Below are 21,246 nucleotides of genomic sequence, written 5' to 3'. Positions count from 1 at the left end.
GCAGTCACCCCCGCCCGGCATCAAGCATCAAGCATCAAGCGGCGTTGGTCTTGTTCTTCCGCTGCTTCTGCCGCGCCTTGCGGATGCGGTAGATCAGCAGCGGCACGAAGACCGCCAGGCCGACGATCAGCATGGTCACGGCGCTGCCGCCCTGGCCGCCAGGCTGCGTCAACCCGCGCAGGGACGACATCAACTGGCCGAAGCCGAACGTGATGAGCCAGATGAAGAAGAGGGTGACCAGCGCGGAGAGCGCGAGGCCGAAAAGCGTGCGTTTCATGGAGATCGCGATGCTACGCGGTCTCGCGGCCCATCCGGAGGGATGAGGCGAGGACGCTCATTCCCGATTCGCGAATGCGATCAACCGCGCGAACGCCTCGGCGACCCCCTCATCGCTCAACGCGAGCAGGTTGTCGCCGACATAGATCTCCGCCACCGCCCGGCCGGGAGACCCCGTCGCCCGCGCGGCGTTGAACAGCCACAGGCCGTCGCTCTCGGCGATCGCGTTGCGTGCGTCGATGAGGCGCTGCACCTCGCCGTCCATGTGGACGTGGAACATGTTCGCGTGCGGCGCGGCGGGATTGATGCGGATGCCGCTCACCCGGCTCAAGACCTCGACCACCGCCAGGGTGCGCTCAAACAGGCGCGGCATCAGCGCCAGACGCTCATCCAGGCGGAAAGCGGCGGACGCTGCAAGCGGGGCCAACTGGAAGATCGTTCCGCCCATGCGTCGACGCCACACACGCGCCTGCGCCATGGCGCGCTCGTCGCCCGCGAGCAGCGCGCCCGAGAAGCCGCCCAGCCCCTTGTAGGTCGAGACATAGACGGTGTCGACGCCCGCCACGATCTCGGCGTAGCTCTTCCCGTACCAGGCGGCGGCCTCCCACAGGCGCGCGCCGTCGAGATGCAACCGCGTGCCCGTCTCGGCGGCCCAGTCCTTGATCGCAGTCAGCTCTTCCCAACTGGGCGACTGCCCGCCGATGACGCGGGCGGGAAGTTCAAGCACCACGGCGGCCAGCGCTTCGGCAGGCTGTTCCAGATCGCGCCGGTTCAGCGTCCGATGCGCCTGCCCGAGGAACGCCGCATGCAGCCCCATCACATGGGAATAGGCCTGCTCCTCCTCCGTCGCCAGATGGCAGGTCGCATGCATGCCGAAGCGCGGCAGGCGTTTCTCGTCCGCATGCAGACGCAAGGCGATCAACTGCGCCATGACGCCGCTGGGCATGAACACCGCAGCGGGTTTCCCAAGGAGACCGGCCACGCGCTGCTCCAGCAGCTCGACGGCGCCGCCCTCGCCGTAGACATCGGCGGCTACCGCGTTCGACCGCGCCCAGGCCGCGACGGCTTCCAGGTCGTCGGCGAACGATCGCGGCGCGAAACCCGACACCCAGCGGGTGCATCGGTTCTTCAGGGCTTGAGTCTCGGCAGGCGTCATCGCGGTGTCGCTGGTGGCGATCGTGAACGATCAGGATCGATCGGGTGGCGATTGAATCACGCGCCCCCATCGCGCGACAGTGTCACTTGGGATAGCCGACGTAGAACTCGCTGGCGATCTTCCAGTGACCGCCCACCTTCAGCAGGTGGAGCACCTTCCAGCCCTTGCCGCTGTACGCCTCGTCCTGCAGCGCGGTCTCGTAGTCGAGCGAGACCTGCGCCAGCAGGCCGACCTGTTCGATCTTCACGTTCGAGAAGCGCTGCTTGTAGCGCTTGCCGGAGCCGAAGATCGCCTGCTTGAAGCCCTGGTAGTTCTGGACGTTCGCCAGACCGGCGGAGGCGCCGAAGTCCTTGGCCACGCCCGAGAACGGGATGTTCAGGTCCAGCAGCTGGGACTCGAAACGACGGGCGTCGCCGTCGGTCACGCTGCCGGTGTATTGCGCCAGCAGTTGCTGGATCAGGGCGAGGTCGTCGGTCGAGGGGGCGTTCACGGTGGTGGTGTCCTTGAGGGGCTGGTTCGACGCCACCGACGCGTTTCCCGCAGGCGCAGCGCCGGCCACAAACGGCAGGCTCGCCAAGGCGAGGCCCGCTGCGATCAGACGCAACGCGCCCCAAGGCTTGTTCATTCCGGGCATGAGTGTTCCAGTGGTCGAGAGGTCGACAGTCGAGCGGTCGATGAATGACGAATGCGCCGATGCCATGGGACATCGGCGCATTCGCAGTGTCAGGACCCGCCCGCCCTCGGACAAGCGCAGGCGCCGCAAAGCAGCCATGCGCGTGGCGCAAGGAGGCTGCGTGGCTTACAGCTTCGTGCCGCCGCTCGCGTCGATGATCTGACCCGTCGTCCAGGCACCATCCGGCCCCGCCACGAAGGCGACCACACCGGCGATGAACTCCGGCTTGCCGACGCCCGGCAGCGCCTGGACCTGCGCCAGCGTCTCCTTGCCGCCCGGCTCGTTGATCCAGGCGCTCATGCGGGTCTCGATGGCGCCGGGGGCGACGACGTTGACCGTGATGTTGCGCGGGCCCAGCTCAGCGGCCAGTTGCAGCGTCAACGCGTCCACGAAGCCCTTGCTCGCGGAGTAGGCCGTGATGCCCGGGAAGGCGATGCGCGTCGCCGCCGTGCCGATGTTGATGATGCGGCCGCCGTCGGGCATGACTGGCACCACGCCCTTGGTGACCTGGAACAGGCTGCGCATGTTCACGCTGACCAGGCGCTCGAAGTCCTCGACGCTGGTGTCGAGGAGTCCGGCGAAGACGGCGATGCCGGCGTTGTTCACCAGGATGTCGACGCGCGGCAGTCCCAGCGCGGTCACGCGTTGGACCAGCTGCTGACCGCCGTCCACGGCGGACAGGTCCGCCTGCACCACGTGCGCGGTGCCGCCGGCGGCACGCACGGCCGCGGCCAGCGTTTCCACCTCGTCGCGGCCGCTGCCGTAATGCAGCACGACCTCCGCGCCATCGGCGGCGAGACGCTGCGCGATGGCGGCGCCGATGCCGCGCGACGCGCCGGTGACCAGGGCGATTTTTCCAACCAGGGACTTGCTCATCATGGGCTCCAAATAGACCGATCGGTCAAAATACGGGGAAAGAAAAGCCGCTCGTGCGGCCGGTGGGGAAATCAGGAACGGCTCCGCTGTGCCTCAGGCAGGCATCAGCGCGACATCGGGAAAAAAACGGCGAGGGGAACGGATCAGCTCATGTCGAGCACCGCCAACGCGAGCGCCACGGATCGCTCCATCTGCGCGCGACTGCGTCCCGCCTGCGCGGCGACGCGAAGCCCGCTGGTCAGCGCGATCAGCAGCTCGGCGAGTTCCGCCGAGGGCGTTGGACTGGCGATGGATCCATCGCGCTGGCCGCGTTCGACCGCGGCGCGCAGCAGTTCATGCGTGGCCTGCCAGCGGCTCGTCAGCGCCCAGGCGAGCGGCGCGTCGGACAGCCCTTCCAGCAGGCCGCTGGTGACGATGCAATGCTTCTCGACGGGGTTCTCGCTGGTGCAGCTCGCGACCATCGCGTCGTAATACACCTCGATGGCTGCCCGGCCTGTCTCGGCGGCCTGCACGGCGGCGACGGTGTTCGCGGCGCGCTGCACCGCGCAGTCGATCGCCTGCAGGTACATCGCCTGCTTGTCGCCGAAGGTGTTGTACAGGCTCTGCTTGCCCAGCCCGGTCGCCTCCTGCAGGAGCGCGAGACTGGTGCTGGCATAGCCGTGCGTGGCGAAGACGTCGGTCAGACGCTCCAGCACTTCGGATTCGGAAAAGCGGCGTTCGCGGGGCATGGGACGGATGCTACGGCGTATTGGACCGATCGGTCAATAGCCGCAATTTTCATCCGGTCTCCCCGCCTCACGCGTTGGGGATCACGCCTTCGACAGGTCGGTGTCCTTCAACGGCAGTTGCCGGATCCGTTTGCCCGTGGCCGCGAACACCGCGTTGAGCACGGCCGGCGCGGCCACCGCGATGGTGGGCTCGCCGACGCCACCCCAAAAGCCGCCCGACGGCATGACGATGACCTCCACCGCCGGCATGTCATACAGGCGCAGAACGCCGTAGGTGTCGAAGTTGGTCTCCGCGATGGCGCCGTCCTTCACCGTGTTGCCGCCGAAGAGCGCCGCACCCAGCCCATACACGAACGAACCCGCCACCTGCGCTTCCACCTGCTGCGGATTGACGACATGACCGGGGTCGGTCGCCGCGACGATCCGGAGCACCTTCAACTGCCCGTCCTTGACGGAGACCTCCGCGACGGCGGCCGTGTAGCTGCCGAAGCCCATGTATTGGGCGATGCCGCGGAACACGCCCTTGGGCGCGGGCTTGCTCCAGCCGGCGCGATCGGCCACGGCCTGCAGCACCGCGAGGTGCTTGGGCCGTTTGGCCATATGCAGCTTGCGGAACTCGAAGGGATCCTTGCCGGCGGCATGCGCGAGCTCGTCGATGAAGCACTCGCTGTAGATCGCGTTCTGGTTGGTGTTCACACCGCGCCAGTAGCCCGGCCGCACATGCGGGTTGCGCATCGCGTGGTCGATCAGCAGATGCGGCACCTCGTAGCCGAAGTGCCCTTCGGGCGAGTCCGCCAGCAGTCCCTGGAACACGGTCGCATCACCGTTGGCGGTGATCGCCTTCGGATTGACGAAGGACGTGATCGACTGGCCGGCGATGCGCATGTGCAGCGCGCCGATGCGGCCCTGGCCGTCGAGCGTCGCGCGCAGGCGGCACTGCGTGACCGGGTGGAAGCGGCCCTGGAGCATGTCCTCCTCGCGCGTCCACATCATCTTGACCGGCACGCCCGGGCGCTGCCTCGCGATGCGAACCGCCATCGCCAGGTAGTCGGTCGCGAGGCGGCGACCAAAGCTGCCGCCGATGCGCATCGGATGGACTTCACAGGCGGCGATGTCGAGTCCCGCCGCGTCCGCGACCGTCGCGAGCGCCGCTTCCGCGACCTGCGTCGGCGCCCAGACGTCGCAGCGCTGCGCGGTCCACTGCACCGTGGCGGACAGCGGCTCCATCGGCGCGTGGTTCTGGAACGGCGTGCCGTAGTCGGCCTCGATCACGCGGGAAGCGCCCTGCAGCTGCGTCTTCGCATCACCCTGGCGATTGCCGACGAAGGGCGTGTCGCCTTGCAGACCCTCGCTGATCATCGCGGCGATGGAGGCGCTGCTGACCGAGGCGTTCGGTCCCTTGTCCCAGACGATGGGCAAGGCATCGAGTGCGCGCTTGGCCTGCCAGAAGCGATCCGCCAGCACGGCGACGGTGGCGTCGTCGACCTTGATCACGTCGCGCACACCCGGCATCTTCATCACGGCCTGCTTGTCGAAGCTCACCAGCGTGCCGCCGTGGACGGGACAAGCCTTGGGCAGCGCGACGATCATCCCGGGCAGGCGCAGGTCCATGCCGTAGACCAGCGAGCCGTTGAGCTTGTCGGCCGTGTCGAGCCGCTTCAGCGGCTTGCCGGCGATGCGCCACTGCAACGGATCCTTGAGGACGATGTCCTCGGGGATAGTCAACTTGTTGGCCGCCGCGGCAACGGCGCCGAAGGTAGTCTGGCGCTTGGAGGCCGCATGGCGGATGGTGCCGCTGTCGACGCTGCATTCAGCGACAGGCACGGCCCACTGCTGGGCCGCGGCGCTGACCAGCATCGAACGCGCGGCCGCGCCGGCCTTGCGCACGTAGTCCTGCGAGCCGCGAATGCCGCGCGAGCCGCCCGTGCCCATGTCGCGCCAGATGCGGGCGCGCGCCCGGTTGGCGCCGGGCTTCACGAGCTCGAAGCGGACGTTGGCCCAGTTGCACTCGAGCTCCTCGGCCACGAGCTGTGCCAGCCCGGTCAAGGTGCCCTGCCCCATTTCCGCACGGGCGATGCGGATGACGACGGACTCATCGGGATGGATCAGCAGCCACGCCGTCACCTCGCCCGCCGGTGCCGCGCCCGGCGACGGTGCCTGGGCTGGCGTCTGCGCCTGCGCCATCGCGCCGGTCACAGGCAGCGTGAACTCAAGAGCGAGGCCACCCGCCGCCAGGCCGGTCGCTTTCAGGAAATGACGTCGCGTCGCGCCCGTCGCGCCTGTCGCGGTGGCTTCGTTGGTTGCGGCGGTGTTGGTCGTTGCGGCGCTCATCGCTGGGCTCCCGCGCCGCGCAGGCGTTGGGCGGCCAGCTTGGTCGCGGCCAGCACCCGCGGATAGGTCCCGCAGCGGCAGATGTTGGTGATGCCCGTGCGGATGTCTTCATCGCTGGGATCGGGCGTCTGGGCGATCAGGGCGGCGGCGGCCATGATCATCCCGGGCTGACAGTAGCCGCACTGCGCGACGTCCAGCTCGGCCCACGCTTCCTGCACGACCTTGAGTCGCGTCTGCCCCAGGCCCTCGATCGTCACGATCTTCGCGGTGGCCGGCACCGCGCTGGCCGGCATCACGCACGAGCGCAGCGCCGCGCCGTCCAGGTGCACCGTGCAGGCGCCGCACTGCGCGACGCCGCAGCCGTACTTCGTGCCGGTGAGCTGCAGCTCTTCGCGCAGCACCCACAGCAGCGGCGTGTCGCCGTCGACGTCCGCGCGCAGCTGGCGGTTGTTGACGTTCAGCTCGGTCATGGTCATGGCTTGCCTCCCTGTTCCAGGATCCAGGTGGAGAGCGCTTGTGCGTCCTCGGCGCTCACCTGCGGATTGGCGGGCATGGGCACGGGGCCCCAGCGGCCCGAGCTGCCCTTGACGATGCGCGTGGCGAGGTCCGCGGCGGCGCCGTCCTGCTTGGCGTACTTGGACCCGATGTCCTTGAACGACGGGCCCACGAGCCGCTTGTCGACGGCGTGGCAGGCCATGCAGTTCTTCTTCTGCGCGAGCGCAGGGTTGGCCAGGGCAAGACCCGGCACGGCGACCAGCAACGCGCAGCACGCGAGTGCAGACAGCTTCCTCATGAATGGCTTCTCCGGAGTGGCTTTTCGAGGCGGCGTACGCGCCGTGCAGGCACTCTAGGCGCGGGAGGAACCACCCACAATGCGCGAAAGCCTGCTTTGGGCGGCGGGCGCCCCGCACCACGCACCACCCGGCAGGCCGCGGCCGCCGGGGTGCACTCTAGGAGAGCGATTGGAAAGCCGATAGTCGTCGCGGCCTTGAAGGATTGACAAGCGACGCTTGCCAATCAGCACAGATCCGAGCGGCGCGTCCGGGGATCTTCCAACGCGGGACACCGCCATGAAGACCGTGGGGCCGCGAAGCGCCATCGCGAAGTCTTAACGCGCACTTAAGTCGGGCGAAACGATCATCGCCGCTGCGCCCCAGGGCCTGCGGTCAACGCGGGCCTTGCGGGTTCTCCGTCCTGCATCGACCGCCTCACGTGCTTGCTCCCCTTCCGGAACCAGAACCGACCCGAGCCGCCGGCGCGATCGACGCGTCCGCCCTCTCCGCCGCCGCGGCGCTGCTCCGCGGCTGCCAGGTGCGACCGACGCCGATCCGCATGCTGGTGCTCGCCGTGCTGCAGGTCCGCACGCCGTCGGACGGCCTGATGAATCCGCCCGACATCTGCCGGGCCATCCTCGCGACGGGCCACGCGACCATCGTCCCGACCATCTACAACGTGCTCTCGACCTTGACGGACCACGGTCTGGCCCACCGCATCCGCCTGGGCGACCGCCCCGCGATGTACGGCGCCGGTCCGGCGGCGACGTCGCTGACGGTGCTGATGTGCGAGTCCTGCGACGAGGTCCGCACGCAGTTCTCGCCGCAGATCCACGCCGAGCTCCAGGCGCTGGCCGCCCGGCGGGGATTCACGATGGGCGAGAACCACCTGGTCCTGCGCGGCCGGTGCGCCGCCTGCTCAGCGCCCGCCGGCCAGCGCGATCTCGCTGGCCGCCGTCGATGAGATGTCGGTGCGGATGCTCTCCTTGGTGTCGTTGATCCGCTTCCAGCCGGCGTTGCTCGTCAGCTGCTGCTTCCCCGCCGCCTTGACCGCCTCGCGCCGGGCGTAGGCGCCCTCGTCGACGTACTCCATCACCAGCAGCGAGCGCACGACGCCCTCCACCGGATCGCGCTCCAGGTACATCGTGTACTGGCTCATGATCCCGCTCTTGCGCTGCAGGTTCATGTTGGGCGTGATGTAGCTGGTCGTGTAGGACTTGTACTCGGTCGCGGGCACATGCGTCGCATACAGGCTGGCCACGTGCACCGCCTGAGCGGGGGTCTTGGAAGGCTGCCCCTCCTGCTTGACGAGGTCGGCCTGGCGCACGATGGCGCCCTGGCCGAGCCGGCCCTGCACGTCGACGCTCCAGGTCTTGAACGCCTTGTCGTCCGGCAAGGTGACGATGGCCAGATTCGCGAAGCCCGCGTCCTTCTGCCCGGGTTGCGCCTTCAGCAGCTTGACGCTGGAGACCAGCTTCGCCTTCTTCCAGGCGTCGAACTGGGCGTTGAGCTGGGGGAGCCGGTCGCTGCCCACCGGTTCGGTGATCACCGCGATGGCGGGCGTCGCCGCCCAGGCCGGGCCCGTCGGGCCCATCATCGACAGCAGCGTCGCGGCGGCGCCGGCCAGGGCCGCGCGGCGTGCACGGCTCGTGCATGCGGAGTGGAGAGTCATGGTGTTCGAATCCTTGTGGCGAGGTCTCGCGGACCCGCGGAGATTGAGGAGATGGCCGATCAGAACTCGGCCTTCGCGCTGAAGCGCAGGCTGCGTTCCATGCCGGCGCCATAAGCGCCGCTGCCCACTGAATTCCAGTAGCGCTTGTTGGTCAGGTTGTCGACGTTGAGCTGCCACTGCGTGCGGTAGCCCATCAGCCGCGTGCTGTAGCTCGCGCCGAGGGTGGCCAGCACGACGCCGGGGATCTCGCCGAGGTTGAGCGGATCCACATACCGCGCGCCGACGTAGTTCAGCCCGGCGGTCAGGTTCAGGCCCTTGACCGCGGCCAGGCGATGCCGCACGCCGAGGTTGGCGGTGAAGGTCGGGATGTTCTCCGGCCGCCGGCCTTTCAGGCTGAGGTTGTGCTCCGGATCCTGCGTGGCCTTCAGGTACTGCCCCGACGCGTTGACGCTCCACGCCGATCCGAGGTCGGCGCTCAGCGTCGCCTCGACGCCGCGGAAGTTGTTCTCCCCGTCGAGCAGGAAGATGTTGCTCACCGGATCCGTCAGCGCATTGGCCCGCTGGATGTCGAAGAACGCCAGGTTGGCGTTGACGCCGGCGACGGTGCCGCGCACGCCCACCTCGACTTGCGTGGCCTCCGCCGGCGGCAGGATCTCGAACTGGTTGAGCGTGCCCACGGGCGCGCTGCCGGTCTCCTCCAGGCCCTTCATGACGCTGGCGAACAGCGTCAGTTGCGGCCTGACGTCGTAGAGCACGCCGAAGGCCGGCGAGGTCGTGTGGGAGCGCCGCGTGGCGTGCGTGCCGTTGGCCAGCGTGTTGTCGGCGTCGTAGGTGGTGCGCCGGAGACCCGCCAGCACTTTCCACTGGCGGCCGATGCTCAGCGTGTCGTAGACGTAGAGGCCCACGTCCTTGCTGACCTGGGGACGCTTCTGCGGCGGCGTCGACGGGATGGGCGGCTTGACCTGCGGGATCGGGTCGTAGATGTTCTGCGGCTGGTTGACGTTGAACGACACCGGCTGGCTCGCATCCCGTTCGCTCGAGGACACGCCCAGGGTCAGGTCGTGCCGGATCGGCCCCGTCGCGAAGCGGCCGTCCAACTCGGTCCGGTAGAACTCGTTGACGTACTCCTGGTCGCGCGTGACCGTGATGCGATTGGTGCCCGCGCCGGTCTGCAGGTTGTAGTCGATGATCCGGTTGGTGAAGCGCGAGCGCGATGACTCGGAGCGCCCCGCCTCGGCCATCACCTTCCAGCGGTCGTTCAGCGCGTAGTCGGCGCGCAGCTGGGCGTTGTCGGTCTGCGGCGTGTACTTCGCCCACGCGCCCGACAGCAGCTTCGTGGGATCGGGCGGCGACGGCACCGCGATGACGCCGTTCACCGGCGCCAGCACGGCGATCAGGCCCTGCTCCACGACGTCGCGCGTGTAGTGCTCGAGGTCGGCCTTGAGCGTGAGCCGGCTCGTCACGCGCCAGTCCGCCGCGATGCTGGCGAACTTGCCGTTCCCCGATCCGCCGTCGACACCGTTCTCAAGATGGGTCGCCGAGAGGTTGGCGCGGACGCCGAACTGCTTGTCCTCGCCGAAGCGGCGGCCGATGTCGGCGGCGACACCGACCTGGCCGAAGGAATTGCCCGAGAGGGTGAGGGACGTGACGTCCTTGACCCCGGCGCGTTTGGTCACCAGGTTCACGATGCCGCCCGGACTCGCGATGCCGAACATCAGCGCATTCGCGCCCTTGAGGGTCTCGATGAGCTCCTTGTTCTCCGTGGGCGAGGAGATCACGCCGGCGGTCGGCAGACCGCCGTTGAGCCGGTAGCTCGTGAACAGGTTGAGCTGGATGCCGCGCATCATGATGCTGGCGTTGGCGGTCCCCCGGCCGTTGTTGCTGGTCACGCCCGCCACGTTGCTCACGGCGTCCGCGTAGCCCTCCTGCGAACCGCCGCCGCCGGCATCGCCGGCGACGACGTTCTTGGTCATGGGCATGCGGGAGTCGGCCGGCGAGCCGGAGGCCGCCGCGCTGGCCGAAGGTTGGGGAGGCTGAGCCACGTCCTGTGCCGCGGCCGTGCCGGTCATGGCGGCCAGCGCGGCCATGGTGCCCAGGCTCGCGCACAAGGCGGGCACCGCCCGCTGTCGAAAGTGCTTCATGACGGCCGGCTCAACGGCGGGTCGCGTCGGCGACGGTGGCGCCCGCGTCGGCGGGCTTCTGCATCGCCCACACCAGCGCGTTGCCGTAGAGCCAGCGGCCCTCGTCCGTGAGGTCGGGGAAGCGGGTCGCGTCCATCGGGAACAGGATACGGCGTGCCGGCGCGATGTGGTCGTTGGCCATCACGGCGCCCTTCTCGTACGAGAACATCGTGCCGTGCTGCGGCTGGTTGGGGATGCCCGCGATCACCTCGGCGCCGGGAGGAACGACGGACCATGCGAGCACGCCCGGCGACTTGTACAGCTTGAGGTTGCCGGCCGGGAAGCCCGCCGACAGCGGATGGCTGGGTCGCAGGATCTGCACATAGTCCTCAGGCGGATACAGGCTGGCCTTGTGGTCGTTGGTGCCGTAGTCCGTGTTGCGATGCCGGCCGACCATGTGCATCTGGTCCACGGCCTTGGCTTCCATCATCACCGTCGGCACCGTCGTCTCGGCGTACTTGTTGCCCAGCTTGTACTTGTTGATCGAGGCCGAGATCAGCACCAGGTCCTTGCCGTTGGCATGGGTGTCGGGCTCCATCTGGTCGACCGCGGTGACCTCCGCGCCGAGTCCGCGCAGCCAGGCCAGGTGCGCCTGGTCGGAGGCCTCGTTCTCCGGCCACGGCATGTCGAAGCGGCGCACGTACAGCACCTTCTTGCCGCGCATCTGCTTGCTCAATTCGGATTGAGCCTGCGAGAGATCCATCCGGCGCGGCGCCTCATCGGGCGTGGACACCGCCCAGCGCAGCGCGGCGTCGAAGAGCCGGCGACCCGCGAACCACTCGCGCGATTTCGGATCCTGCGCCGCCGGACCGGTCGCGTCGGTCAGCACGGAGAAGCTGTTGTCGCCGAGGAAGAGGCCGACGCGACGCGCCGGGGCCACCACGTTGTGGGCCATCACGGAGCCCTTCTCGTAGGAGAAGACGGCGGCCTTGTCGACGGAGCCCTCGAAGATCACCGAGATGTCGCCGCCCAGCGAGGGCTTGCCCCACGAGGGGTCCGTCTCCCCGGCGCTGAAGGTGAAGGGCGCGAAGATGCCGTGCGCCATGCCCGCCGCCTTCAGGATCGGCTTGGTGCCGCTGATCGCGTAGGCGTAGTACGCGGCGTGATTGGCGTTGTGGAAGGCCTTCTCGCGGATGACGGTGAAGTCCCGGTGCAACTCCTTGCCGGTCATGTCCATGTCGGCGAAGGTATAGGCGTTCCAGGTCACCACCGGCTGCGTCACGTTGCGGTAACGGTCGCCGAGCTCGCGCGCCTTGACCGTCGACGAGATCATCACCAGATCCTTGCCCTGCGCCTGCACCGCGGGGGTGGCGACGTCGGCCAGCACGACGGAAGCGCCGCGGGATTCCAGGTACTCCTTGATCAGCAGGTCGTCGTTGGCAACACCCTTCACCGGCTGGCCGATGACGAACAGGATGGTCTTGCCCTTGAGCGCCGTGGGCGAGACGGGGCCGGCGACGGCGGCCGCGGGAACGGCCAGGGACGCGACCAGCGTGGTGGCCAGGGCGGTGGCCGCCGCGCGTGCGGCCGCGGCGATGCGATGCGTATTCATGCTTGTCTCCTCTTGTGGGGTCCGGGCCGCTTGGCCGCTTATTTGGCGAGCACCAGGATGTCGCCGCTGTTGGCCACGTAGGCCTTGCCGCTCTTGCCGTCGATGGCCACGCCGCTGCCCTTCACGCCGGCCGAGGGCAGCGTGCTCTCCACGGTGGCGGTGAGCTTGGCGTTCTGCACGACCGTGAGCTGGCCGTCGGCGGTCGGCACGAACAGGCGCACGAAGCGGTTGGGCGCGAACTGCGCGGCGATGCCGCCGTCGCCCTTGCCGATGGGCACGTAGCCCACCATCTGGCCGATGTCGGGATCGATCACGACCATGCGGCCGCTGGCGGTGGCGGTGTAGATGCGACGCTCGCGGTCGTCGTTGACGAGCGCCGTGGGCTTGCTCGCCGGCCAGACCGAGATGAGGCCCCTGCTCTTGAGCGTCGTCGTGTCCAGCACATGCAGCGCGTCCTGCGCCTCGTCGGCGACGAACAGGTTGCCGCGCGAGTCCGCGGTGATGCCGCGCAGCCGGTCACCCAGCGTCGCGCTGCCGGCGACGGCCAGCGTGTCCGGCGACATCGCCACCAGCTTGCCGCCCTTCTGGTGGGACACGAACAGGCGCTTGCTCTTCGGTTCGAATTCGATGGCGCCGGGCGCCTCGCCGGTGGACTTGACCGTCTTGAGCGCCTGCAGCGACTTCAGGTCGAACATGGTCACGGTGTTCTCGCCCGTGCTGGTCGCATAACCGCGGCCGGTCTCGGGCGACAGCGCGATCGCGCTCACCTGCCCGCCGACCGTCACCTGGCCGATCTTGTTGCCGGCATCGAGGTCGATGACTTCCACGGCGCCCTTGCGGGCGACATACAGGCGTCGCCCGTCCGTGTCGGCGCGGATGGCCAGGATGTCGCCCTGTCCGTCCGTCTTGATCGTGGTGGCGACCTTGTAGGCCGTCTTGCCGCCCGCCGTCGCCGGGGCGTCGGCGGCGCGGGCCGGGTGCGATGCCGCGAGGAGGGCCACCGTAAGGGCGGCCGCAGCCGCGCAGAGTGTCGTGTTCATGAGCGTCTCCTGATTCAGGGCGCCGGCGCGAACATCGCGGCGTGGCTGGGGATGCGGGCGGCGAGCTCGTCGCGGATGGTCGCGGCGGCGAGAAAGTACTCCTTCTCCGTCTTCGTCGCGCCGGCTGGATGCTTGAAGACCACCACCGCCAGACCGACGTTCTGCTGGGCCTTGTCGCGCAGCGGGATGAGGATGGTGACCTTGGGCGGCGTGTCCTTCATGTTCCAGCGCGGATCGAGGATGGTGTAGCCCTTCTCGACCACCAGCACATCCAGGTCGGAGGACATCTTGCCGATGCGCTCCGGGAAGGTGCCGGCGAACATCGTGCTCTTGACGCTGCCCTGGAAGCCCGGCGGCACGCCCTGCAACGTGAGGCTCTGCAGCTCCGGATGCTTCGCGAAGGTCTCCTCGACCAGCGCCTGGCTCAGCATCCTGTAGTTGGGCGCGGTCCAGTTCTTGATCACGGGCAGCGCGCCGATCCTGTCGGCGGCGGGGGCATCGGCGGCGTGCGCGCCGACGCCGCTCACGCCAACGGCGAGCGGCAGGAGGAAGTGGAGAAGGTGTCGCATGGTGCTTGTCGTCCTTGAGTCGTTCTGCTTGGCAACTGGTCGGCCGACACTCAGCGTCGAGCCGTGGGGCGACTGTGGGCGCGCCGAATAAACGCCCGCTAAACGGAGACCTGGCGACCGGTTTATCTTGACCCGTGCTTTCCCTATGCGACTTTCACCGCCGGGGAGTAGACGATGGCGGCACACCTTGTCAGCGACCGCGCCGCCGGGAAACCCCGAGCGGCAATGAGACAGCGGCGCACTGCACACGAGCCATCGCCATGCGCATCCTGATCGTCGAGGACCAAGTCAAGCTGGGGCAGTTCATCCAGCAGGGCCTGGTCGAATGCCGCTACACCACCGAGCTCGTGCGCAGCTGCGCGGACGCCGAGGCCGCCTTCGAGTCCGAGGGCTTCGACGCCGTCGTGCTCGATCTCGGCCTGCCCGACGGCGACGGCCTGGACCTGCTCAGCGGCTGGCGCCGCGGCGGCTTCAACGAGCCCGTGCTGATCCTGAGCGCGCGCGACAGCATGGCCGATCGCGTCAAGGGCCTGGACCTCGGTGCGGACGACTACCTGCCCAAGCCCTTCGGACTCGAGGAACTGCAGGCCCGCATGCGCTCGCTGCTGCGCCGGCACACCTCGGTCAAGCACACGCGGCTGAGCTTCGGCGGCGTGGAGATGGACCTGTCCGCGCACACCGTGCAGGTGCTGGGCAAGCCCATCGACCTGACCAGCCGCGAGTACGCCCTGCTCGAGGTCTTCATGCAGAACCAGGGGCGCATCCTCCCGCGCATGGTCATCGCCGAGAAGGTGTGGTCCAGCCATTACGACGTGGAGACCAACCTGCTGGAGGTCTACATGAGCCGGCTGCGCGCCAAGCTCGAGAGCGCGGCGGGACGCCCGCTGTTCAAGACGGTGCGCGGCGTCGGGTACCAGCTGCAGTGACGCCGGATCGATGAAGTCGATCGGCACGCGCATCGCCGTCTGGTACGCGGTCGCGGCGACGACGACGCTCGCGGTCGTGCTCGTCGTGGGTTACCACTTCCTGCAGCGCAACCTCGTGCGCGGCCTGGATCTCCTGAACGCGACGGAGTTCCGTCAGATCCAGTCGCACCTCGGCCCCGAGTTCATGACGATGAGCGCGGCCTTCCAGGAACTGCGGCTGCGGGAGATCTCCGACAACGCCTCGGCCCAGTTCTACATCGAGCTCCATCTACCCGGCGGTGACGTGCTGCGCTCGTTCAATCTCAACGAGCGCGACATCCCGAACCCGCCGCGCGACGCGCCCATGAGCGCGTCGGTCGGCGACCTCGGCGAGATGCGCATCGCCGGCTTCGACCTGAGCCCTTACCGGCTCGTGATCGCCACGCCGCTGGAGCCGATCCGCGACGTGATGTCGAGCTTCCGGCTGGCCGCGGTGGTGCTCACCGCGGTGATGCTGCTGGTGAGCCTGGCCATCGGACGCGGACTGAGCCGCCTGCTGCTGCGCCCGATGCGCCTCATCCGCGACACCGCGGACCGCATCCGCTCCGACAACCTCGATCAGCGCATCCCGGTCTCCGAGGTGCAGGACGAGCTGTCCGATCTGGCGCGGCTGCTCAACGCGACCTTCGACCGTCTGGAGACCTCGTTCAACCAGATCCGGCGCTTCACCGCGGAAGCGTCGCACGAGCTGAAGACGCCGCTGTCGCTCATCCGGCTCAATGCCGAGAAGCTGCAGCGTGATGCCGCCGGGAACGCGATGCAGGCGGAGCTCGCCCAGGCGCAGATCGAGGAGGTCACGCGGCTCAACAAGATCGTGGAAGACCTGCTGCTGCTGGCTCGTGCCGACGCTCGCGCCGTGGAGCTGCGCCTGCGTCGCGAGGACGTCGCGCGATTCGTGGAGGCTTTCGCCCAGGATGCCTCGGCGCTCGCGGAGCACCATGGCATGGGCTTCTCCTGGCAGCATGAAGGGACCGGCAGCGCCACCTTCGATCCGGCGTGGATGCATCAGGTGCTGCTGAACCTGCTGGCGAATGCGGTCAATGCCTCGCCCGATGCCGCCGAGATCGCGCTGCACTCGGAGGTCTTCGCCGACGGGACCTGGCGTCTCATGATGGACGACCAGGGCGCGGGGCTGCCCGAGCACGAGCGCGAGCGGGTCTTCGAACGCTTCGTCCGCTATCCCCGCAGCCAGCGGGATCACGCGCAGGGCGCGACCTTGTCCGGCAGCGGGCTGGGCCTGGCGATCTGCCGCAGCATCGTGGAGCTGCACGGCGGACGGATACGCGCCGTCGACCGCCCCGGCGGACGCGGCCTGCGCGTGGTCATCGAGGTCCCGGCGGCGGCATCTCCGGGTTGAGCAGGTACCACTCCCACAGGCGCGCCACGTCGCCCGCGCCGTGCCGGCCGCTGACCGAGCGCAGCAGTTCGAGCGCCTTGGCCCGCTGGCCCTGCCACACGTGGACGATGGCCAGGCGCAGTTTCGAGTCCTGCGGAATCGTCTTCACGCCCTTCTTCAAGCCGGCGTCCATCAACGCCATGCCGCGCGCCGCCTGTCCGTGCGTCACCAGGGAGAAGCCGAGATCGACGAGCGGCAGGCCGTCGCTGTCGGCTCGGGCGCGCGCTTCCGTGTCGGACGCGGTCGCGCGCTGCAGATCGTCGCGCGCGAGCTTGACGGCCTGATCGCGCAGCTGCCGATGCCGGGCCGCGTCCGCGCCCATGCCGAGCACGCCGGCCGTGAAGCCGGCCTCGAGAACGTTGCGGGCCTCTGCGGGGAGCGCGTCGCGCTGGGCGCGCGCCGCCATGTTCAGGTAGTCGTCGGGCGTGGACAGTGTCCCGGTCAGCAGCCTCAGGCGCTGGACATCGAGCGTGAGGCGCTCCGCGACGTCGACGTTGACGAGCAGCCGGCCCCAGTACTCGCGCCGCGGGTGGTGCACCACCAGGCGTTCGAGCACCCACTTGGCGCCGATGCGGTCGTTGAGTTGTTCGTAGCATTCGAGCAGCCACCGCAGGCGCTCTTCGGACGGCACCTGGCCCGCCTTCTCCGATCCGTAGACCTCGGTCTGCAAGGCGCGTGCGGCGTCGTCGTAACGTTTTGCGCGGAACAGCGAGACGGTGAGCAGATCCCGGACCTCGGGATCCCCGCCGTTGAGCTTGACGTAGCGCGTGGCGAAGTCGGCCGCGCGACCGAAGTCCTTGCGCGAGAAGCTGCCTTCGGCCAGGCGTTTGAGCGCGGCGCGCTGATCGGCCACCGGGGCACCGGGACTGGCGAGCAGCCGTTCGTCCTGGACGAGGGCGGCTTCGGCGGCCGGACGACGGTCGGCGGGCGGGCCGTCAGCCGGCGCAGCCCGGCCATTCGCGATGCCGACGACCGCGAGGGTCGTCGCTGCAAGCAGAAGGCGCGCGGGGCGTGTCATGCGCGGCAACGCTATCACAGGGACGTGGCCTCGCGCCGTCAGGCGGACGCGAGCAAGGACGTCCGTCGGACCAGCGCGGCGAGTCGTGCTTCCAGGTCCTCCACCGCGAACGGCTTTGCCAGCACGTCATCGGCGACGGCCAGCGCGGGCTTGGGGTCGCCGTGCGTCAGCACGAGGACGGGCACGCGTCGGCGCAGCGTCCGCAGCGTCACAAGGACATCCAGCACGCCCAGACGGGGGCGGTCGAGGTCGATCACCAGGGCGTCGTAGGCGGTGGCCTTCAAGGCTGCCACGATGCGTCGTCCGTCGTTGACGACATCGACGACGATGCCGCCCTGCCCCAGCGCCCGGGCGAGCCACAGGGCCAGGATCTTTTCGTCGTCGGCCAGCAGGATGCGCATGGCGCGCGATGCTAGATCGCGCGCCTAAACGGTAGATAAACCGCGGACGATCCACCGGAGCAGATCGACCGCGGAAGATCGACCGAAGGAGATCGACCGATCCTCAGAACCGCGCGTTCAGCGACACGCGGAACGCGCGCGGCGACCCGGGCGTGATGTTCGTGTTGCTGTTGGCGAAGGCGTAGTACTTCCTGTCGAAGAGGTTCTCCACATTCAGCTGCAGGCGCATCGTCTCGTTGAGGCGATAGAACACCGCCGCGTCGATGCGGGTGTAGGCCGGCAGCTCGACGTTGGGAATCGGCGTCGACGAGGTGGCGATCAGCTCGTTGGACGCGAACATCTTGCTGCGATGGATGAGGCCCAGACCCGCGCCGATGTCCTGCGTGAAGTCGTAGCGGTTCCACAGCGTGAAGGTGTGCTTGGGCACCTGGCCGACGGTGGCGCCGGAACGCAGGGTGGCCGAGGTGTCCGCGAGGAACTTCGCGTCGATGTACGAGTAGCCGCCCGTCACGCTCCACGCCGAGGTCACGTTGCCCGCGAGTCCCAGTTCGAAGCCGTCGCTGCGCTGGCCGTCGCTGAGCATGGTGCGCGTGTTGGTCGGGTCGGTCGGGTCCAGCACGATCACGTTGGTCCGATCCAGACGGTAGACCGCCGCGGTCGCCGAGAACGCCGGGTTGATGTCCCACTTCGCGCCCAGTTCGTAGCTCTTGAACTTCTCGGGATCGAGTGCGGCATTGGTGACCGACAGGGACGAGAGCTGATCGCCGGCGCGCGGCTGGTGCGCGATGCTGTAGTTCGCGTACAGCGACATGGCGTCGAAGGGCTTGAAGATCACGCCCACGCGCGGCGACACCAGGCTGTCGCTCGTGTTGATCTGCTGGGCGTTGCGGTTGTTCGTGAAGTCGACCTTGAACGAGTCGTAGCGCAGGCCGGCGATCAGCAGGAACTGCTTGGTGAACTCGACCTGGTCCTGCACATAGATCGCGGCGACCTTGGCCGTGGAGCTGTTGTTGGCGTCCGTGGCCGATTGCGAGAAGGTGATCGGCGCCGTGGTCACCGGGTTGGACAGGGGCACGTTCACGCTGGTGGCGCCGCCGGCGAAGAAGCCGGTGTTGCGGAAGTTGTCCGTGTCCTGCTTGCCCAGTTCCAGGCCGGTCAGCACCGTGTGGCGGATGCCGCCCGTGTCCAGCTTGAAGCTCAGGTCCGTCTGGTTGAACCAGCTCTTGCGCTGCGTCGCGTTGTTGTAGGCAGCGATCGCGACCTGCGTGCCGGCCGCGTTCACCGCGCCTGCGAACACGTTCTGGTAGAACTTGTCCTGATCGGCGACGCGGGTGCGGTTCTTCAAGGTCGTGCCATTGCCGAAGTCGTGCTCGACCGCCAGGTTGAAGGCGTTCAGCTTGGACCAGGTCGGGCTGCCCTCGGCGTTGCCGAAGAAGGTCTTCGGGTCGGTGTCGACCGGCTTGCCCTGGAAGGACGAGATGCCGCGATCGGCGATGCGGTCGTCCTTGAAGTATTCGTAGCCCACGTCCACGCGCGTGCCGCCGCTGCGCCAGGCCAGCGTCGGATTGACGCCGCTGCGCTTGAGGTTCACGCCGTCGCGGTAGCTCTCCGAATCCTCGTGCAGCGCGTTCAGGCGCACGGCCACCGAGTCGTTGATCGCCGAGTTGCCGTCGATCGTCACACGGCGGTTCTGGTACGAGCCCAGCGTCACCGAGCCGGCGACGAACTTGTCCCACTGCGCGACCTTGCTGACGCGGTTGATCAGGCCGCCGGTGGCGCCGCGACCGAAGATCATCGCGTTGGGGCCCTTGAACACTTCCATCCGCTCGATGTTGTAGAGGTCGCGGTAGTACTGGACGTCGTCGCGGATGCCGTCGATGAAGAAGTCGCCGGTGGTGCTGATGCCGCGGAAGATCGGCGTCTCCCGGTTGCCCTCGCCCTGCGCGAAGCCGACGCCGGGCACGTACCGGGCGGCCTCGCCCACGCCCTGCGCGGCGCGGTCCTGCACGTCCCGCTCGGTGACGACGGAGATGGACTGCGGCGTGTCGAGCAGCGCCGTGTCCGTCTTCGTGGCGGTGGTGGCGCGCTTGGCCTGGTAGCCCGATTCCGCCTTGCCCTTGATGGACACGCTGGGCAGCGTCACGTCGCTGCTGGACTGGGCGTGGGCGGACGTGGTCAGGCCGATGGCCAGCACGCTCAGGGCGGCGGCTGCGGCGACGGGGCGGAGTTGGCGGACGGTACGGGCGTGCGAAGGCACGCCAAGCAGTTTCTTGGTCATTCGGTGGCGTTGGGTTTGGTAAGCGTCGGAACGCTGAACTTGGGAGCCCGTCGACGGCTTTAATGCGAATCGTTCTCGATCGCAGAAAAATGTAAAGCGCCGACAGTAGTACTGTCAAGTGCTACTACTTCGACGCGAAAGGGCTCTGCGGCGTCGTGGCGACAGCCGGGGGTCAGGTCTTGTGCTTGTCGACGCCGGGCTCGGTCGTCGTGTCGGGCATCGCGTCGGGCGTCCGGGCGGACGCGGCGCCCAGGGCGGGGTCGGCGATGGCGCTGCGCACGCCGCCGATCTGCCCGCGGACGACCTTCCAGAAGTTGCTGGTGTCTTCGACGAGGCGCCAGGCGTTGGAGCGCCGGGACAGCTCGCCCAGCTCCGGCGCGGCTTCGCGCAGATGCTTCAAGCCGAGGATCTTCAGGTACTTGCGGATCGTGCCCGGGCTGTGCGTGAGCAGCATGACCTTCCATCCGTAGCGACGCGACAGCATCAGCATCCCGATGGCGCTGCCCAGGTCGTTCAGGTTGCCGTGAAAGCCGTCGATGGCGGCATCGACGAGCTCGATCAGTTCCTTGTCTTTCATCAGCGCGGGATCGGCGGGGCGGATCATCGGGGCGGGACGGGTCGGAGTGTCTCATGCGGGCCAGCGACGGCCCGGCGACAATGCGGGTCGCCCTCCACTCCCAACGCCCCATTCCCTCGTGATCGAAGCCGCCTTCGTGACGCTGCGTGAAGCCGCCGAGCTGCTGCTCATCGGGCAGGCGCTGCTGCTGGCCGCCACGACGACCGGACGCGCGTCCTTGCGCCGGGCCTGCGTGTGGGGCACCGGACTCGGCGCGGTGGCCGGCGTGCTCGGCGCCGCCTGGGTGCTGGCCCATCCCGCGCGCGAGGACCTGGCGGCCTGGATCAGCCTCGCGTTCCTGGCCGTGGTGGTCGCGCTGGCGTCGTCCCTGCTCTCCTCCTCGCGCCTCATCCACGAGCGCGCCCAGGACCTGATCGACCGATGGGCCCATCACGACGCCGCGCCTGGGCTGATGCTCGGCGTGGCCAGCGTCGTGGGCGTGCGCGAAGCGATGGAAACCGGCCTCCTGCTGGCGGCCGTCGATCCCGACTTCGGTCCGCGGACCTGGGCCGGCGTCGCGCTGGGCCTGGCGGGCGCCGGGCTGCTGCTTGCCACCTACGGCCGGTTCCGCGACCGGGTGAATCTCGCGTCGCTGTTCCGATGGTCCGCCGTGGCCCTCGTGCTGATCGCCGTCGAATCCATGATCGGCATCGTCGCGGACCTGCTTCGCCGGCACGGCGACGTCGACAGCCCGTGGATGAAGTCCCTCGAGCAGATCCTGCCGGGCGGCAGCGGCTACGACTGGG

At 68.5% G+C, this 21,246-nt stretch carries 21 protein-coding genes; 4 read left to right on the top strand and 17 right to left on the bottom strand.

The window, feature by feature from the left end:
• Positions 1–34: 34 nt before the first annotated feature.
• The 8 genes from VF536_RS26645 to VF536_RS26610 form a co-directional block, all read right to left on the bottom strand.
• Positions 35–277, bottom strand: a complete 243-nt coding sequence (locus tag VF536_RS26645) for a hypothetical protein (protein WP_331617967.1) — start codon at positions 275–277, stop codon at positions 35–37.
• Between the two features lie 57 nt (positions 278–334).
• Positions 335–1,432, bottom strand: a complete 1,098-nt coding sequence (locus tag VF536_RS26640; protein ID WP_331617966.1) for a threonine aldolase family protein — start codon at positions 1,430–1,432, stop codon at positions 335–337.
• 82 nt (positions 1,433–1,514) lie between these two features.
• Complete coding sequence (locus VF536_RS26635) at positions 1,515–1,922, bottom strand: hypothetical protein (protein WP_331617965.1); 408 nt, start codon at positions 1,920–1,922, stop codon at positions 1,515–1,517.
• 309 nt (positions 1,923–2,231) lie between these two features.
• A complete protein-coding gene (locus VF536_RS26630) occupies positions 2,232–2,981 on the bottom strand; it encodes an SDR family NAD(P)-dependent oxidoreductase (RefSeq protein WP_331617964.1) in 750 nt (249 codons plus the stop codon).
• 143 nt (positions 2,982–3,124) lie between these two features.
• Positions 3,125–3,709, bottom strand: coding sequence for a TetR/AcrR family transcriptional regulator (locus VF536_RS26625; protein ID WP_331617963.1), 585 nt, complete (start codon positions 3,707–3,709; stop codon positions 3,125–3,127).
• Positions 3,710–3,790: 81 nt separating this feature from the next.
• Positions 3,791–6,040, bottom strand: a complete 2,250-nt coding sequence (locus VF536_RS26620) for a xanthine dehydrogenase family protein molybdopterin-binding subunit (protein ID WP_331617962.1) — start codon at positions 6,038–6,040, stop codon at positions 3,791–3,793.
• Entirely contained in the window at positions 6,037–6,510 is a 474-nt protein-coding gene (locus VF536_RS26615) for a (2Fe-2S)-binding protein (RefSeq protein WP_331617973.1), read from the bottom strand. The genes VF536_RS26620 and VF536_RS26615 overlap by 4 nt, the downstream gene beginning before the upstream one ends.
• Before the next feature lie 2 nt (positions 6,511–6,512).
• Positions 6,513–6,833: a c-type cytochrome gene (locus tag VF536_RS26610; protein WP_331617961.1), complete on the bottom strand. Its 321-nt coding sequence runs from the start codon at positions 6,831–6,833 to the stop codon at positions 6,513–6,515.
• A gap of 419 nt (positions 6,834–7,252) precedes the next feature.
• Between VF536_RS26610 and VF536_RS26605 the strand changes: the two genes are divergently transcribed.
• Positions 7,253–7,777: a Fur family transcriptional regulator gene (locus VF536_RS26605; RefSeq protein ID WP_331617960.1), complete on the top strand. Its 525-nt coding sequence runs from the start codon at positions 7,253–7,255 to the stop codon at positions 7,775–7,777.
• Here the strand turns inward: VF536_RS26605 and VF536_RS26600 are convergent.
• From VF536_RS26600 to VF536_RS26580, 5 genes are read right to left on the bottom strand one after another with little or no spacing between them, the layout of a single operon-like run.
• Positions 7,733–8,485: a hypothetical protein gene (locus VF536_RS26600; protein WP_331617959.1), complete on the bottom strand. Its 753-nt coding sequence runs from the start codon at positions 8,483–8,485 to the stop codon at positions 7,733–7,735. The two genes, VF536_RS26605 and VF536_RS26600, sit on opposite strands and share 45 nt — an antisense overlap.
• Before the next feature lie 59 nt (positions 8,486–8,544).
• Positions 8,545–10,626 carry a TonB-dependent siderophore receptor gene (locus VF536_RS26595; protein ID WP_331617958.1) on the bottom strand — a complete coding sequence of 694 codons (2,082 nt, stop codon included), beginning with the start codon at positions 10,624–10,626 and terminating at the stop codon, positions 8,545–8,547.
• A 10-nt stretch (positions 10,627–10,636) separates the two neighbouring features.
• Positions 10,637–12,217 carry a hypothetical protein gene (locus VF536_RS26590; RefSeq protein WP_331617957.1) on the bottom strand — a complete coding sequence of 527 codons (1,581 nt, stop codon included), beginning with the start codon at positions 12,215–12,217 and terminating at the stop codon, positions 10,637–10,639.
• 38 nt (positions 12,218–12,255) lie between these two features.
• Entirely contained in the window at positions 12,256–13,257 is a 1,002-nt protein-coding gene (locus VF536_RS26585) for a hypothetical protein (RefSeq protein ID WP_331617956.1), read from the bottom strand.
• A gap of 14 nt (positions 13,258–13,271) precedes the next feature.
• Positions 13,272–13,826 (bottom strand): hypothetical protein, encoded by a 555-nt coding sequence (locus tag VF536_RS26580; protein WP_331617955.1) that lies wholly within the window; start codon positions 13,824–13,826, stop codon positions 13,272–13,274.
• Positions 13,827–14,086: 260 nt separating this feature from the next.
• On the opposite strand from VF536_RS26580, the gene VF536_RS26575 reads away from it, so the two are divergent.
• Positions 14,087–14,752, top strand: coding sequence for a response regulator transcription factor (locus tag VF536_RS26575; protein ID WP_331617954.1), 666 nt, complete (start codon positions 14,087–14,089; stop codon positions 14,750–14,752).
• A 10-nt stretch (positions 14,753–14,762) separates the two neighbouring features.
• Positions 14,763–16,148 (top strand): HAMP domain-containing sensor histidine kinase, encoded by a 1,386-nt coding sequence (locus VF536_RS26570; RefSeq protein ID WP_331617953.1) that lies wholly within the window; start codon positions 14,763–14,765, stop codon positions 16,146–16,148.
• On the opposite strand, the gene VF536_RS26565 is transcribed toward VF536_RS26570, so the two are convergent.
• From VF536_RS26565 to VF536_RS26550, 4 genes are all read right to left on the bottom strand, one after another.
• Positions 16,114–17,205: a hypothetical protein gene (locus VF536_RS26565; RefSeq protein WP_331617952.1), complete on the bottom strand. Its 1,092-nt coding sequence runs from the start codon at positions 17,203–17,205 to the stop codon at positions 16,114–16,116. The two genes, VF536_RS26570 and VF536_RS26565, sit on opposite strands and share 35 nt — an antisense overlap.
• A gap of 38 nt (positions 17,206–17,243) precedes the next feature.
• Positions 17,244–17,606, bottom strand: a complete 363-nt coding sequence (locus VF536_RS26560; RefSeq protein WP_331617951.1) for a response regulator — start codon at positions 17,604–17,606, stop codon at positions 17,244–17,246.
• 103 nt (positions 17,607–17,709) lie between these two features.
• A complete protein-coding gene (locus VF536_RS26555; protein WP_331617950.1) occupies positions 17,710–19,884 on the bottom strand; it encodes a TonB-dependent siderophore receptor in 2,175 nt (724 codons plus the stop codon).
• 172 nt (positions 19,885–20,056) lie between these two features.
• Positions 20,057–20,488 (bottom strand): hypothetical protein, encoded by a 432-nt coding sequence (locus tag VF536_RS26550; protein WP_331617949.1) that lies wholly within the window; start codon positions 20,486–20,488, stop codon positions 20,057–20,059.
• Positions 20,489–20,579: 91 nt separating this feature from the next.
• Here VF536_RS26550 and VF536_RS26545 point away from each other — a divergent pair.
• A partial coding sequence (locus tag VF536_RS26545) for a hypothetical protein (RefSeq protein ID WP_331617948.1) occupies positions 20,580–21,246 on the top strand: 667 nt, incomplete at its 3' end.

The organism is Roseateles sp. (assembly GCF_036486225.1).
GTDB lineage: Bacteria > Pseudomonadota > Gammaproteobacteria > Burkholderiales > Burkholderiaceae_C > Roseateles.
This window is presented reverse-complemented; position numbering and strand designations above follow the sequence as displayed.